This window comes from Mesorhizobium sp. M7A.F.Ca.US.006.01.1.1 (assembly GCF_003997935.1).
In the GTDB taxonomy this organism is placed as follows: domain Bacteria; phylum Pseudomonadota; class Alphaproteobacteria; order Rhizobiales; family Rhizobiaceae; genus Mesorhizobium.
The window spans coordinates 1-14180 of the sequence record NZ_RZQL01000190.1 but is presented as its reverse complement, the minus strand read 5'-3'; the positions used below and the strand labels follow the sequence as shown (position 1 = coordinate 14180).

The 14180-nt window shown below is 61.1% G+C and carries 14 protein-coding genes and 1 pseudogene; 9 read left to right on the top strand and 6 right to left on the bottom strand.

Annotated elements, in window-relative coordinates; all coding sequences use genetic code 11:
- The first annotated feature begins 49 nt into the window (after window positions 1-49).
- Complete coding sequence (locus EN943_RS27000) at window positions 50-970, top strand: porin (protein WP_127415320.1); 921 nt, start codon at window positions 50-52, stop codon at window positions 968-970.
- 237 nt (window positions 971-1207) lie between these two features.
- Window positions 1208-2299 (top strand): site-specific integrase, encoded by a 1092-nt coding sequence (locus EN943_RS26995; RefSeq protein ID WP_127415321.1) that lies wholly within the window; start codon window positions 1208-1210, stop codon window positions 2297-2299.
- A gap of 49 nt (window positions 2300-2348) precedes the next feature.
- On the opposite strand, the gene EN943_RS26990 is transcribed toward EN943_RS26995, so the two are convergent.
- Both EN943_RS26990 and EN943_RS26985 read right to left on the bottom strand, forming a co-directional pair.
- Complete coding sequence (locus EN943_RS26990; RefSeq protein WP_127415319.1) at window positions 2349-3257, bottom strand: alpha/beta hydrolase; 909 nt, start codon at window positions 3255-3257, stop codon at window positions 2349-2351.
- Window positions 3258-3564: 307 nt separating this feature from the next.
- Window positions 3565-5616: a lytic transglycosylase domain-containing protein gene (locus tag EN943_RS26985; protein ID WP_127415318.1), complete on the bottom strand. Its 2052-nt coding sequence runs from the start codon at window positions 5614-5616 to the stop codon at window positions 3565-3567.
- A gap of 247 nt (window positions 5617-5863) precedes the next feature.
- On the opposite strand from EN943_RS26985, the gene dapA reads away from it, so the two are divergent.
- The 3 genes from dapA to EN943_RS26970 all read left to right on the top strand — a co-directional run bounded on the left by dapA (window position 5864) and on the right by EN943_RS26970 (window position 8099).
- Window positions 5864-6745: a 4-hydroxy-tetrahydrodipicolinate synthase gene (dapA, locus tag EN943_RS26980; protein ID WP_127415317.1), complete on the top strand. Its 882-nt coding sequence runs from the start codon at window positions 5864-5866 to the stop codon at window positions 6743-6745.
- A 151-nt stretch (window positions 6746-6896) separates the two neighbouring features.
- A complete protein-coding gene (smpB, locus tag EN943_RS26975) occupies window positions 6897-7376 on the top strand; it encodes an SsrA-binding protein SmpB (RefSeq protein ID WP_013532594.1) in 480 nt (159 codons plus the stop codon).
- Between the two features lie 15 nt (window positions 7377-7391).
- Window positions 7392-8099, top strand: coding sequence for a GH25 family lysozyme (locus EN943_RS26970; RefSeq protein ID WP_127415316.1), 708 nt, complete (start codon window positions 7392-7394; stop codon window positions 8097-8099).
- Window positions 8100-8154: 55 nt separating this feature from the next.
- On the opposite strand, the gene EN943_RS26965 is transcribed toward EN943_RS26970, so the two are convergent.
- The 4 genes and pseudogenes from EN943_RS26965 to EN943_RS26950 all read right to left on the bottom strand — a co-directional run bounded on the left by EN943_RS26965 (window position 8155) and on the right by EN943_RS26950 (window position 10070).
- Complete coding sequence (locus tag EN943_RS26965) at window positions 8155-8460, bottom strand: addiction module antidote protein (RefSeq protein WP_127415315.1); 306 nt, start codon at window positions 8458-8460, stop codon at window positions 8155-8157.
- Window positions 8451-8759: pseudogene (locus EN943_RS26960) on the bottom strand (type II toxin-antitoxin system RelE/ParE family toxin). The gene EN943_RS26965 and the pseudogene EN943_RS26960 overlap by 10 nt, the downstream one beginning before the upstream one ends.
- Window positions 8760-8820: 61 nt before the next feature.
- Window positions 8821-9477, bottom strand: coding sequence for a uracil-DNA glycosylase (locus tag EN943_RS26955; protein WP_127415314.1), 657 nt, complete (start codon window positions 9475-9477; stop codon window positions 8821-8823).
- An 11-nt stretch (window positions 9478-9488) separates the two neighbouring features.
- The gene (locus tag EN943_RS26950; RefSeq protein WP_027038041.1) at window positions 9489-10070 is read right to left on the bottom strand and encodes an NYN domain-containing protein; all 582 of its coding nucleotides are present in this window, start codon (window positions 10068-10070) and stop codon (window positions 9489-9491) included.
- A gap of 325 nt (window positions 10071-10395) precedes the next feature.
- On the opposite strand from EN943_RS26950, the gene rpoZ reads away from it, so the two are divergent.
- From rpoZ to EN943_RS26930, 4 genes are all read left to right on the top strand, one after another.
- Window positions 10396-10794, top strand: a complete 399-nt coding sequence (rpoZ, locus tag EN943_RS26945; protein WP_127415313.1) for a DNA-directed RNA polymerase subunit omega — start codon at window positions 10396-10398, stop codon at window positions 10792-10794.
- A 131-nt stretch (window positions 10795-10925) separates the two neighbouring features.
- Window positions 10926-13154: a bifunctional (p)ppGpp synthetase/guanosine-3',5'-bis(diphosphate) 3'-pyrophosphohydrolase gene (locus EN943_RS26940; protein WP_127415312.1), complete on the top strand. Its 2229-nt coding sequence runs from the start codon at window positions 10926-10928 to the stop codon at window positions 13152-13154.
- 85 nt (window positions 13155-13239) lie between these two features.
- On the top strand, window positions 13240-13818 hold the full coding sequence (gene pyrE / locus EN943_RS26935) for an orotate phosphoribosyltransferase (protein WP_127415311.1): 579 nt from the start codon (window positions 13240-13242) through the stop codon (window positions 13816-13818).
- A gap of 25 nt (window positions 13819-13843) precedes the next feature.
- On the top strand, window positions 13844-14180 hold a 337-nt coding region (locus EN943_RS26930; RefSeq protein ID WP_245475989.1), incomplete at its 3' end, for a VOC family protein.

Here is a 14180-nt window from a genome sequence, read left to right as displayed (position 1 = left end):
GCGCCGTAGACGTCGCAAATCTTGACGTATTCAGCGGGTTCCGGACCACATGGATGATGGCAGCCACGACACCTACTACAAGCAGGCTCGCTTCACGCTGAAGACCTGGACCGGCCAGGAAACCGAACTCGGCACGTTGAAGACCTATACTGAAACTCGCTTCAATTTCGGCAACAGCACCGGCGACTATGAATTTGGCGATCCGGATGGCGGCGGTTCCAAGACCGGCACCAGCTGGCGGGCCCGCAACAGCGGTGTTTCGCTGAACTTCGCCTGGATCCAGCTCGGTGGTCTCCGTGTCGGTAAAGACGAATCGGCTTTCGATACGTTCATCGGCTACGCCGGCAACGTCATTCAGGACACGATTGTCCCTTACGGCGGCTTCGACACCAACGTGATCCAGTACTACTTCGACGCTGGCAACGGCTTCTCGGCAGTGGTCTCTCTCGAAGAAGGTTACGGCGGCTACACGATCGACAGCTATGTTCCGCATGTTGTGGGTGGCGTGAAGTGGACGCAGGGCTGGGGCGCGATCACCGGCGTTCTCTCGTATGATAGCAACTACGAAGAAGTTGCTGGCAAGGTTCGCCTTGACGTGAACGTTTCCAACGAACTGTCGCTGTGGGTCATGGGCGGCTACGGCTCCGACGACAACCTCGGCGATTCCCCGACTACCGGGTTTGCTGGCGGCCGTGGCATGTACAAGCAGTGGGGCGGCAACTGGGCTGTGTGGGGCGGTGGCACCTACAAGTTCAACGAGAAGACCTCGTTCAACGCCCAGGTGTCGTATGACGACTGGAAGAACCTCGGCATTGCGGCGAACGTTGCTTATGACGTCGTTCCCGGCTTCACGGTCACGGCCGAAGTCGACTACCAGAACGTCGGCAGTGACGACCTTGCCAAGGGTTGGTTCAACGCCAGCAAGAAGAGCAACGTCGGCGGTATCCTCCGCTTCCAGCGCTCGTTCTAAGGGCTGGTTCCTTACAAGTGAAATCCAGCCCGGGCGCACAACGCCCGGGCTGTTTTCGTTTCGTGACTGGATCAAGGCAAACGGAAGGATGGGGGTAACGGTAGCTGGATAAATCCGTGGAGTGGTTTCGTGGGATCCGCTGATGGGCGGATGAAATCACAACTGCGTGATTAAAATCTCTTGAAAGGACGCTTCCAAGCGGGTAGGGCTGACCTATCCCACTCGGGGGTGTGGCAAATGATGACTAACGAAGCGATTCAAGAGGGCGAGTCCTCTGATCATTTTTCGATGTTTTCTTCTCAAAGTCCGAAGATTCGATACACATACAACAAGATTAGAGAAGTAAAGTCGCATCGGGTCGGAGATCTTTTTTCAGCATATCGGGACATATTATGGGATGATGGGCGGCATAAGTATAATGTCAGCTCGTTCATCGGCGAAATAGACGAGATTCTCCTTGGGGAGCGTTTCAGCGCCTTTGACCAAAGTACCCTGGACAGCCTTATCGGCACCTTGCGCCAGCGCGGCAACAGCAACGCAACCATCAATCGAAAGATGGCTGCCCTCAGCAAACTGCTGCGCAAGGCTCACAAGATGGGAGATATCCACAGCCTGCCCGAGTTCCGCCGCCAGAAGGAGCGGGCGGGTCGGATTCGCTTCCTCGAAAGGGACGAAGAGGCGCGCCTGTTTGCCGCCATCAAGAGCCGCAGCGAGGATGCCTACAGGCTTTCCGTCTTCCTGGTCGACACCGGATGCCGTCTCGGCGAGGCGCTTGGGCTGATCTGGAACGATATCCAGGAGCATCGCGTCTCCTTCTGGATCACCAAATCCGGCCGCAGCCGCACCATTCCAATGACTGAGCGGGTCAAGGAGGTCATCAAGCTGCCTCCCACTGAGGGTCGCCGGCCCAAAGGACCGTTCACCAAGCTCAGCCAGGCACAGTTCCGCGCCATCTGGAACGACGCGAAGGCCGAAGTCGGCCTCGGCGCCGACGATCAGGTGGTGCCGCACATACTGCGCCATACCTGCGCCTCGCGTCTTGTCCAGGGCGGCATCGACATCAGGCGCGTGCAGATGTGGCTCGGCCACCAGACGCTGTCGATGACGATGCGCTACGCGCATCTGGCCACCAACGATCTCGACGGCTGCGTCATCGTGCTGGAAACGCCTCGATCGACTCAGCCGGCTGGCAGCACGGAAGGCTCCGTGTTTTCTTCGCCCGTGACGACGCCTTCGTCGCCGACGGCAGAGCGGAAAAAGAGGGACGAGGCAGCCGCCGCCGCTAAGGAGTCGTCGAAAGCGACTCGGAAAAGTTCAAAGGCCAAGTAGGCTGAAGAACCCTGCCTATATATCGTAGCTATCCCGTGACCTTGTTTGGTCATGGGGTTTGCTTTGGGATATTCTTCCGCTCGGCTTGATCGAGAAAAGCGGCTATGTCGCCCGGTAGGCTGCCGGTCTCGAGGATTGGCGCATGGCCTTGGCCCTCGACAGTGATCGTCTCCATCATGGAATGGCGCTCTCTCATCTGCTTGAGCGTGTCTATGGACAGCAATCTCGAATTGGCACCACGTATGGCGAGCAACGGTATGGCGGCCAACGCCTCGAATTGAGGCCATAGATCAGGCAGCTTCTGCGTCAGATCGAGGCTCGCAATGGTATCCACCAGCCTCGGATCGAAATCCGGCACCAACCCACCATCCATTTCGCGGTAGAGAGCCCATACCATCCGATCCCAATCGGCGTCGGCAAGGGCAGGGAAGTCTTTGCCATGCACGCTGCGCTGGGCGGCGGTCGCCTGTGTGCGGGTTTTCGGTGCCGGGTCGCGCTCGAGATAAGACTGGATATGGGCAATTCCGGCCGTCTCGATCACCGGTCCGATGTCGTTGAAAACAATGGCTTTCAGGACGGATGGCCGCATCATCCCGAGCACATGGATGATCAATCCGCCGCGCGAGGTGCCGATGAAGGCCGCCTCTCCGATGTTCAGCGCCGTCAGCCCGGCCAGGATGTCGCCGGCCTCCGCGCCGACATTGTAATTTTTGACGTCGGGATCATAGGTTGACTGCCCCCGCCCGCGGTAGTCGAAGGCAATGACTTTTCGCGGAATCGCAGCTCGCGTCGAAAGATGGAGTGCGAGCTCATGAAAATCCCGAGCATTGCGAGTCAGGCCTGGCAGGCAGATGACCGGCCAATGACCCGAATTCGCTTCGCCATAGACGCGGGCATGGAGCTTTAACCCATCCGGTGCGGCGTAGAAGAAGTCGAAAAAACCCTCGTTGCTCGACATTGGAATGCTCGACCTCGCTGTACCGATCTGGACAGCTACAGGTGAGGGCAGGAATGGTCAAATAGAAGGCGCGACACCGAAGCTGCCCAATCTCCCCACTTGCGGGGGAGATGGCCGGCAGGCCAGAGGGGGGTGCTGTCCCTCCAAGCCATCAACCTGTTGGAGCCGCGATTCTGGTTGGTTTACATCGGAACGACGGGTTAACTCAAAGGGCGGCGATCCTGCGCACCCCCCTCTGCCTTGCCAGGCATCTCCCCCGCAAGGGGGGAGATTGGCAGGTTCGGCGAAGCGGTCGCCTTGTTGTCGGTCAACTCCGTCCGTTCACCAGATCCCCGACAATGTCGTATTTGCCGGAAATCCGCATCTTGTAGACTTCGTAGTTCTCCATCACGCGCTGAACGTAACTTCTTGTTTCCGTGTAGGGAATCCGCTCGATCCAGTCGACGACCGCGTCGATGTCCTTGCCGCGCGGGTCGCCATATCTGCCTACCCACTGGCTGGCCCGGTTGGGGCCGGCATTGTAGCCGGCGAAGGTCAGCACATAGGAGCCGTTGAAGCGGTCGAGCTGTTCGCCAAGGAACGCGGCGCCCAGCGTCGCATTGTAGCCGGCGTCAGTGGTCAGTCGTGTCTGCGAAAATGTCAGCCCGGCCTTCTTCGCCAGTTGCCTTGCGGTTCCCGGCATCAGCTGCAGCAGCCCGCGCGCGCCGGCGCTCGACACGGCTCCGATGTTGAATTCGCTTTCCTGGCGGGCGATCGCATAGGCCAGCGCCTTGCCCGAGCCGGAAATGTCAGCCGAATCGGGAATGACGCCGAGCGGATGCGACAATGCGCCGACATCGATGCCGCGCGCCCCGGCGATCTTGCCGATTTTCAGCGCCATGAAATGGTTTCCTTGCTTTTCGGCAAGGACAGCGAGCAGCGCCAGTTCGCCTGGACTGGTCAACTGCCCGGCAAGGTCGCGATAGAGCGTCTCGGCATAGCGGTCGTAGCCCGCCTCCTGCAGCCGCTTGATGGCGCTGACTGCCTCGCGGCCGGCAAAATTCTGCCGGTCGGCTACACTAGGCGAGGGATAGACGATGTTGAGCGCCTGCCGGCCGACACGTTCGGCGGCAAGCTGGCCGTAAAATGTCGTGCCGTAGGCAGCGGCGCGCGCAAAATAATCCTTGGCGTTGCCCGGGCCGCCGACTTCGGCGGCACGGCCGAGCCAGTAATAAGCGCGCGACAGCGTCATCGGCCCTTGGGCAAGGTCGGCGATGCCAGCGAAATGCGTTGCGGCAAGCTTGGGGTCGTTCAGCCCACGCAACGCGTACCAGCCGGCGTGGAATTCGGCGTCCGCCGCATTGGCGGCACTTTCGGCGGCGTGTGTGGCGACGATCCGGTAGGCCGTCTTCATGTCGCCCTGGTCGACCAGTTCGCGCGACAACACCCGGCGCTCGACCCACCAGGCATCCGGATCGACCAGAGCGTCGCGATCGGTCGGCGCCTGCATCACAATGGCGGCGGCGCCGGCAAAATCCTCCTGCTTGCGCAGATATTCGGCCTGCGCGAAGAAGTAGCCGGCCGAACGTTGCGTCGCGGGCACGGCCTTCAGCAGCTTGGGCGCGTTCTTGTCGCCTTTGTCGGCCGCCGCCCATGCATCGGCGAGTTGCTGGGCGCCCGCAAAGCCGGCGACACGGAGGGCGGAATTCGCACGGTCGGCATAGAACATGCGCTCCATGCGAAAGCGGTGGTCGACGGCCGGGATCAGGCTGCCGAATTCCTTGATCAGCGCCGCTTCGTCCTTGGCCTCCAGGATCGCGGTGCGCCAGAAGGGCGACAGCACGGAAAGCGCCGCTTTGGTATTGCCCGACGCCACATAGGCGCGGGCGAGAACCATCACGCCTTCGAACGTCTGCGGCTGGCTGCCATCGAACGCCCTGACAACGATGTCGGGGGCAGGGTTCTCGCGATAGAGTGCGCGCTCGCTGTTCTTGCGCAGGGCGACGGTCCCCGGCCAGTTGGGCAGCATCTTGGCCGCAGCAGTGATATCGCCGCTCGGAACCTTGTCGCCGCCATAAAGCGCGATCGCCCAGGCAAGGATATGCTGGTCGAGCGACTGAGCCGGAAGGGCATCGCGCACGCCACGAGCGCGGGGACTATCGCCCGCCGCCAACGCATCCAGCCCGCTTTTCAGGGGGGCGACGTCGGGCAAGGGCGCCTGTCGCGGCCTGTCCTGCAGGTCTGGCAGCGCAATTGCCGCGCCTGGAATCGGAATGGCTGAGGTGACCCGTACGTCCACGCTACCGCTGATCGCCATGCCCGGCATCAGCGCGAGCGTGGCGCCAAGCAGCGCGAAAAGGTGAGGCCGACCGCCCGGCATGATCCTTAAGTCTTTCCTTGTCCTGGCATTCCACAAGCTGGCGAAGATGCCTCGAAGCCTAAACTTAGGTCGTGAAGAGCCCGTAAACAAAGAGTTAGCGAGGCCGTTCGAATTGCGCTTGCTGGCACCATGGCAATGCTTGCCGCGCAACCATGTCGAGACTATGGTGCGCCGCTTCGCTTTCGGTTAGAAGGCGCGACCACAAACACCGACACAAAACACCAGAAGTGCCAAGGAGTTGGACGATATGCTGAGAGGCTCGCTTACTGCGCTCGTGACACCGTTCGAAAAGAGCGGGCGTTTCGACGAGAAAGCCTTTCGCGCGTTCGTCGAATGGCAACTCGCGGAAGGCACTACAGGACTGGTTCCCGTGGGCACCACCGGCGAGTCGCCGACGCTGTCGCATGACGAGCACCGCCAGGTCGTCAAGGCGTGTATCGAGGTAGCCAAGGGCCGCGTTCCGGTCGTCGCCGGCGCCGGTTCCAACAACACCGAGGAAGCGGTCGGCCTCGTGCAGTATGCCGAGAAAGCCGGCGCCGATGCCGCCCTGGTCGTCACACCCTACTATAACAGGCCGACACAGCGCGGCCTGTATGAGCACTTCGCGGCTGTCGCCAGGGCGACCAAGCTGCCGATCATCATCTACAACATCCCGCCGCGTTCGGTCATCGACATGATGCCGGAGACGATGGGCCGGCTCGTGCACGACTTCAAGAACATCGTCGGCGTCAAGGATGCCACCGGCAAGGTCGAACGGGTCTCCGAGCAGCGCGCGACGTGTGGCAAGGATTTCATCCAGCTCTCGGGCGAGGACGCTTCGGCGCTTGGCTTCAACGCGCATGGCGGCGTCGGCTGTATTTCGGTGACGTCGAACGTTGCGCCGCGGCTCTGTGCCGAATTCCAGGAGGCAACGCTTGCCGGCGACAGCGCCAAAGCGCTGGATCTGCAGGATCGCCTGCTGCCGCTGCACAAGGCGATCTTCATCGAGCCTGGCGTTTCCGGCGCCAAATACGCGCTGTCGAAGCTAGGCAAGGTCGAAAACGTGCTGCGCTCGCCGTTGGTGACGATCGAACAGTCGACTGCTGACAAGATCGATGCGGCTATGAAGCACGCCGGCTTGATTAATTAGCGAGCCCGTTTGGAAACTCTACTCCTGCGGCCATCTGAAGGCGTCACCTGCGCTTCCGGTGCTCACGTACTATATGTACGCTCCGCTCCGGTTCTCGATGACACCATCATCTGACTCGCAGGAGCGAGTTTCGAAACGGACTCTAAGCATCATGAATCAAGTCAGAAAAGCCGATCCCAACAACAAGACCGTTTCGGAAAACCGCAAGGCGCGGTTTTCCTATGAGGTGCTCGACACGGTCGAGGCCGGTCTGGTGCTGACTGGCACCGAGGTCAAGTCGCTGCGCCAGGGCCAGGCCAACATCCAGGACAGCTACGCCTCGGTCGAAGGCGGCGAGATCTGGCTGATCAACTCCTATCTGCCGGAATATCTGCAGGCCAACCGCTTCAACCACGAGCCGCGGCGCCGCCGCAAGCTGCTGCTCAACAAGCGCGAAATGGCGAAGCTGTCGCAGAGCGTCGACCGCGAAGGCATGACGCTGGTGCCGCTGAAAATCTATTTCAACGACCAGGGCCGCGCCAAGCTGCTGCTCGCTGTCGGCCGTGGCAAGAAACTGCACGACAAGCGCGAGAGCGAGAAGCAGCGCGACTGGTCGCGCGAGAAGGGCCGGCTGCTGAAGGAACGTGGGTAGGCTGAGGCGATTCGTTTGAAGAACCGGATTGTCCTCTTTGGTCTGGCCAGTCTGGTCTTGGTGTGTTTCGTCGCAGCAGGCGGATACATCTATTTCAGGGCATTCTCGCCGGACCGCGATAAATATCCGGTCAGGGGCATCGATGTCTCCCATCATCAGGGCCGGATCGATTGGCGGCGTGTTGCCGCCGACGATGTCGCCTTTGCCGTCATCAAGGCGACCGAAGGCGGCGATCATGTCGACGATGCCTTCGCGAGGAATCTGGAAGAGGCCCGCGCCGCCGGTCTTGCCGTCGGCGCCTATCACTTTTTCACCTTTTGCCGGCCTGGCGCCGACCAGGCGAAGAATTTCATCTCGGTTGTACCGCACGATCAACCCTTGCTGCCACCGGTGGTCGACATCGAATTCGGCGGCAACTGCCCGCAGCGGCCAACGCCCGAACAATTGAACGCCGAACTGGCCGCCTTCCTCGCTCCTGTCGAGGCGACGTTCGGCAAACCCGCGATTGTCTATCTGACTGATGAGGCAGCGCAGACCTATGCAGGGCGCATTGCTGCCCGTCCGCTCTGGCTCCGCTCTTTGCTCCTGGAGCCGGACCGCGACGACTGGGTCTACTGGCAGTACCACAACAGGGGGCGCGTCGACGGCATCAACGGCGATGTCGACCTGAATGTGCTGCAGGGTGGGCAGGAAAAACTAGCCGAACTGTTTGCGGCACCTTGATCAGACGAATTCCGCTGGCGAGATGGAGAACCACATATCGGCGCGCTGATCCGTGTTAGGCAGCGTTCCGTCCGGCCTGCGCGCTCACGAAGGTCAGTTTCAGACCAAGCGCCTCGGTCACTTTCATGATCGTTGCGAATTCGGGATTCCCTTCGCCGCTCAGGGCCTTGTAGAGAGCCTGTCGCGTCATACCGGCTTTCTCGGCAAGTCTCGTCATGTTCTGCGCACGTGCAATGACGCCAAGCGCATGAGCAATCTCCGCTGCGGTGCCATCTTCGCACGTCGCTGCCAGATATGCTTCGATTGCCTCTGGAGTGTCGAGATATTCGGCGCCGTCAAAAGCTGTGACTTTCATTGCCATATTGTCTTGTCCTTCCATTCCTTGGCGAGTCTTTTTGCGGCTGCGATATCCCTGCTTTGCGTTCCTTTGTCGCCACCGCAAAGGAGCAGAACGCACAAGCTGCCTGCTTGGAGGAAATAGATGCGATAGCCAGGACCATGGTCGATCCGCATTTCGCTTATGCCCTCGCCAACGGGCTTGACGTCTCCCGGATTGCCTGCGGTCAGCCGGTCGATGCGCCGAACAATGCGGGCTTTTGCTTGCGCGTCGCGGAGGTCTTCGAGCTAGCGTTTGAATGTATCGGTCTCGAAAACCTGCATCACGGTAACTGTAAACCATGGTTGACTATTGTCAAGCGGAGAGGCTGATTGCTTATCGTGGCTACTTGCCTAGGAACTCTACTATCTGGCTGAAAACGCTAACGAACATCGCCTCGGTCAGCACACCCGTATTGGTGTTGTAGCGCGAGCAATGGTAGCTCGAAAACAGAGTCACGCCGCCGGCTGGCAGCTGCCCGCCATGCTTGAACGGATAGGCGGCGACGCGCCCGCCCAGCGCCCGCACCGTCGACTGATGCGCGATTGATCCCAGTGCCAGCACGGCGCGCAGGTTCGGGAACCTGGCGATTGTCGGCACCAGGAATGTCCGGCAGGTGGCGATCTCTGCGCCCACCGGCTTGTTCTCCGGCGGCACGCAGCGCACCGCGTTGGTGATCGCGGTGCCGACCAACTCCAATCCGTCATCTGGACGGGCCTTGAACTCTCCGCGCGCAAGACCGTGCGAAATCATCGTCGAGTAGAGCAGGTCGCCGGCATAGTCGCCGGTGAACGGGCGGCCCGTTCGATTGGCACCGCGAAGGCCAGGCGCCAGCCCGACGATCAGCAACTGAACCGCCGCGTCACCTTCGGGAGGTAAAAAAGTCGGTACCGGCGCATTGAACCAGGACGGTTCGCGCTGCCGCCATTCGGCGATGAAATCATGCAGCCGCGGGCAAAGCGGGCAATCGCGGCCGGGTTCAGAGGCGGAAAGGACGGTCAAGGCGACCGGCCTCAGTAATCGTCCTCGTCGACTTCGGCCGGCTCGGGCCGGCGCACCGGCCGCTCGGATGGATCGCGGCCAACCTCGTTCTTCAAGGTCGTCAGGTCGATGAAATGGTCGGCTTGGCGGCGCAGATCGTCGGAGATCATCGGCGGCTGAGAGGCCATGGTCGAGACGATCGACACCTTGCGGCCACGCCGCTGCAGCGCCTCGACGAGCGTGCGGAAGTCGCCGTCGCCGGAAAAGATGACGTAGTGGTCGACGACGTCGGCAAGCTGCAGCGCATCGACCGCAAGCTCGATGTCCATATTGCCCTTGATCTTGCGGCGGCCGGTCGAGTCGGTGAATTCCTTGGCCGGCTTGGTGACCACCTTGAAGCCGTTGTAGTCGAGCCAGTCGATCAGCGGACGGATCGAGGAGTATTCCTGATCCTCGACCAGTGCCGTGTAATAGTAGGCGCGCAGCAGATAGCCGCGCTTCTGGAAGCTGGACAGAAGCTTGCGGTAGTCGATGTCGAAGCCGAGCGCGCGCGACGTCGCATAGAGATTGGCGCCGTCGATGAATAGGGCGATTTTTTCACGAGGGTCGAACATGGAAATATTCCTTCTCGAAATAAACGGCCGTCTAAACGAAATGCGATAGCGACGTTCGGTCAGGCTCATAATAAACTGGCTGACCTCTACGCACCCGAGATAGCGCCAGATTCACGGCAATCCAAGGGCGCGTGCGGCACTGCAAGCAATTGTGATCGAGACACCGAACACATAAGCACAGACAGGTTTTGCCGAATCGGGTGTTTGAACGAAGGATTGGGCGCCCTGCAGCCCGGCCATTGCCATGATGCTTGTATTTTGGCGGCGTTCGGGTTATGGACCGCGCCTGTTTTCCATCAAATCCATCGCATGAAAGGGGCAATCCATGGCCCGCGTAACCGTTGAAGATTGCATCGACAAGGTCGACAACCGCTTCGAGCTGGTGCTTTTGGCCGGCCACCGCGCCCGCCAGATCAGCCAAGGCGCGCCGATCACCGTGCCGCGTGACAACGACAAGAACCCGGTCGTGGCGCTGCGAGAGATCGCCGACGAGACGCTGTCGCCCGACGACCTCAAGGAAGATCTGATCCATTCGCTGCAGAAGCATGTCGAGGTCGACGAGCCCGAGGCCGACGGCGAGGCGATTGCCGATCAGACCGGCGCCGCTGTTGCTGCCACCGCCGACGACACCGAGGAGAACATCACCTTCGACCGCATGACCGAGGAAGATCTCCTGGCTGGCATCGAGGGCCTGGTGCCGCCGGAAAAGAGCGACGACTACTAAGCAAGCCACGGTTGCGAAGGTCGCTGGAATAATCTTCCGCACTTCCGTATCGGCAGTTTCGTGGCTATCTATGACATGCGCCGTACTGCCGTGCGGCGCATGATTCATTTCACCGCTGCGAGATCCCGCCCATGATGCGTCAGTATGAGCTTGTCGAGCGCGTCCAGCGCTACAAGCCTGACGTCAACGAGGCGCTGCTCAACAAGGCCTATGTCTATGCCATGCAGAAGCATGGCCACCAGAAACGCGCTTCCGGCGATCCGTATTTCTCGCATCCGCTCGAAGTCGCCGCCATCCTCACCGAAATGCATATGGACGAGGCGACGATCGCAGTCGCCCTGCTGCACGACACGATCGAGGACACCACCGCCACGCGGGCCGAGATCGACGATCTGTTCGGCCCCGAAATGGGCAAGCTGGTCGAGGGCCTGACCAAGCTGAAGAAGCTCGATCTCGTCTCGAAGAAGGCCGAGCAGGCGGAAAACCTGAGAAAGCTTCTGCTGGCGATTTCGGAAGATGTCCGCGTGCTGCTGGTCAAGCTCGCCGACCGTTTACACAACATGCGCACCCTCGACCACATGCCGGAGGCCAAGCGTCTGCGCATCGCCGAGGAGACGATGGATATCTATGCGCCGCTGGCCGGGCGCATGGGCATGCAGGGCATGCGCGAGGAGCTGGAGGAGATCGCCTTCCGCTTCATCAATCCGGAAGCCTATCGCGCCGTCACCGCGCGGCTTGCCGAAATCTTCGAGCGCAACAAGGGCGTGCTCACGGACATTGAAAAGGCGCTGTCCGCGCTGTTCGAAAAGCATGCGATCAACGCCACCGTGAAGAGCCGGCAGAAGAAGCCGTGGTCGGTGTTCCGCAAGATGGAGGCCAAGGCGCTGTCCTTCGAGCAGTTGTCCGATATTTTCGGCTTCCGCGTCGTCGTCGACACGGTCGAGGACTGTTACCGGGCGCTCGGCGCCATCCACACCGCGTGGTCGATGGTGCCGGGCCGCTTCAAGGACTACATCTCGACGCCGAAGCAGAACGATTACCGGTCGATCCACACCACCATTGTCGGCCCGTCGCGCCAGCGTGTCGAGCTGCAGATACGCACCCGAGAGATGAACAAGATTGCCGAATACGGCGTCGCCGCGCATTCGATCTACAAAGACACCGGCGGCAAGACGAATGGCGCCGCCCACGCGATTTCGAAGGAGACCAACGCCTATGCCTGGCTGCGCCGCACCATCGAGCAGCTTGCCGAGGGCGACAACCCCGAGGATTTCCTCGAGAACACCAAGCTGGAACTGTTTCAGGACCAGGTGTTCTGCTTCACCCCGAAAGGCATGCTGATTGCGCTGCCGCGTGGTGCCACTCCCATCGACTTCGCCTATGCGGTGCACACCGATGTCGGCGACACCTGCGTCGGTGCCAAGGTCAACGGCCGCATCATGCCGCTGATGACGGAACTGAAGAACGGCGACGAGGTCGAGATCATCCGTTCCAAGGCGCAGGTGCCGCCGGCGGCGTGGGAATCGGTCGTCGTCACCGGCAAGGCGCGCTCGGCCATCCGCCGTGCCACCAAGAACGCCATCCGCAAGCAATATTCGGGTCTCGGCATCCGCATCCTGGAACGCGCCTTCGAGCGTGCCGGCAAGACCTTCACCAAGGAGAGCCTGAAGCAGGTGCTGCACAGGCTGGCGCGCAAGGATATCGAGGATGTGCTGGCCTCTGTCGGACGTGGCGAGCTCGCCTCCACCGATGTCATGAAGGCGGTATTCCCCGACTACAAGGATGAGCGCGTCACCACGGCCGTCCCCAAGCCGCGCGAGGAGGGCTGGTCGAAAATCCGCAATGCCGCCGGCATGCTGTTCCAGATTCCGGGCCGCGCCGCGCGCAAGGACAAGGACCAGCCGCGCGATGGCGCCGTGCCGATCCGCGGCGTGCGCGGCGATCTGCCTGTGCGTTTCGCGCCGGAGGGGGCAGTGCCTGGCGATCGCATCGTCGGCATCGTCCAGCCGGGCACCGGCATCACCATCTATCCGATCCAGTCGCCGGCGCTGCAGGCGTTCGACGATCAGCCCGAGCGCTGGATCGATGTGCGCTGGGACATCGACGAGCGCACCAAGGAGCGCTTTCCGGCGCGCGTCTCGGTCACCGCCATCAACGCGCCGGGTTCGCTCGCCGACATTGCCCAGGTGGTTGCGTCGAACGACGCCAACATCCATACGCTGTCGATGGTGCGTACCGCGCCCGACTTCACCGAAATGCTGATCGATCTCGAAGTCTGGGATCTCAAGCACCTCAACCGGCTGCTGTCGCAGCTCAAGGACAATTCGAGCGTCAGCGATGCGAGACGTGTGAATGGCTAGACCATGATCCCGAAAAGTGGGAACGGTTTTCTCGGACACGGGAACCGTTTGTCCAGAGATCATGGTCAATCAAAAAGAGGCAGACATGAACACCGATGAAGTGCTTGGCATTTTCCGCGAGGCGGGTGCTGTTCTGGAAGGGCATTTCATTTTGACCTCGGGCCTGCGCAGTCCGGTCTTCCTGCAGAAGGCACGCGTGTTCATGCATGCCGACAAGACCGAGCTTCTGTGCAAGGCGTTGGCGGAGAAGATCCGCGCAGTCGTGCCCGGCAAGATCGACTATGTCGTCGGCCCGGCGATCGGCGGGCTGATCCCGGCCTATGAGACCTCGCGTCATCTGCGCGTGCCGGCAATCTGGGTCGAGCGGGAAGGGGGCGAGTTCCGCTTGCGCCGCTTCGAGATCGCCAGGGGTTCGCGTGTCGTCATCGTCGAGGACATCGTCACCACCGGCTTGTCGATCCGCGAGACCATCGAGTGCCTGCGCGAGCTTGGCGCCGAAGTGGTTGCCGCGGCCTGCATCATCGACCGTTCGGCCGGCAAGACCGATGTCGGCGTGCCGCTGATCGCGCTTGCCGAGTATGAGGTCCCGGCCTATCCGGCCGACCGGCTGCCGCCGGAGCTTGCCGCCATCCCGGCAATCAAGCCCGGCAGCCGCAACATCTGACGAGTGTGAAACCGGGGAGGCGAAAATGATCGCCGGCATCGATCATTTCGTGCTGACGGTCGCTTCGCTGGAAGTGACCTGTGAGTTTTACCAGCGCGTGCTGGGTTTTGAGCGCATCGACGCGGCGGATCGGCCGACGGCGCTGGCTTTCGGTACCCACAAGATCAATGTGCATGAGGTCGGCCGCACTTTTGAGCCCAAGGCGAAGTCGCCGACATCAGGATCAGGTGATTTCTGCCTGATCACCGACCGGCCACTGGATGAGGTACGTGCCCGGCTCGCGGCCAAAGGTAGGTACGCACCCGCTCATAAAGGCCATCAGGCTTACGGCGTCGAAAAAGCACTCTGTTCCCGTTCCACAG

What these genes read in the sequence shown, in the direction of transcription:
- EN943_RS27000 (WP_127415320.1), top strand. Translation starts at nt 50, where the DNA reads ATGGATGATGGCAGCCACGACACCTACTACAAGCAGGCTCGCTTCACG.
- EN943_RS26995 (WP_127415321.1), top strand. Translation starts at nt 1,208, where the DNA reads ATGATGACTAACGAAGCGATTCAAGAGGGCGAGTCCTCTGATCATTTT.
- EN943_RS26990 (WP_127415319.1), bottom strand. Translation starts at nt 3,257, where the DNA reads ATGTCGAGCAACGAGGGTTTTTTCGACTTCTTCTACGCCGCACCGGAT.
- EN943_RS26985 (WP_127415318.1), bottom strand. Translation starts at nt 5,616, where the DNA reads ATGCCGGGCGGTCGGCCTCACCTTTTCGCGCTGCTTGGCGCCACGCTC.
- dapA (WP_127415317.1), top strand. Translation starts at nt 5,864, where the DNA reads ATGCTGAGAGGCTCGCTTACTGCGCTCGTGACACCGTTCGAAAAGAGC.
- smpB (WP_013532594.1), top strand. Translation starts at nt 6,897, where the DNA reads ATGAATCAAGTCAGAAAAGCCGATCCCAACAACAAGACCGTTTCGGAA.
- EN943_RS26965 (WP_127415315.1), bottom strand. Translation starts at nt 8,460, where the DNA reads ATGGCAATGAAAGTCACAGCTTTTGACGGCGCCGAATATCTCGACACT.
- EN943_RS26950 (WP_027038041.1), bottom strand. Translation starts at nt 10,070, where the DNA reads ATGTTCGACCCTCGTGAAAAAATCGCCCTATTCATCGACGGCGCCAAT.
- rpoZ (WP_127415313.1), top strand. Translation starts at nt 10,396, where the DNA reads ATGGCCCGCGTAACCGTTGAAGATTGCATCGACAAGGTCGACAACCGC.
- EN943_RS26940 (WP_127415312.1), top strand. Translation starts at nt 10,926, where the DNA reads ATGATGCGTCAGTATGAGCTTGTCGAGCGCGTCCAGCGCTACAAGCCT.
- pyrE (WP_127415311.1), top strand. Translation starts at nt 13,240, where the DNA reads ATGAACACCGATGAAGTGCTTGGCATTTTCCGCGAGGCGGGTGCTGTT.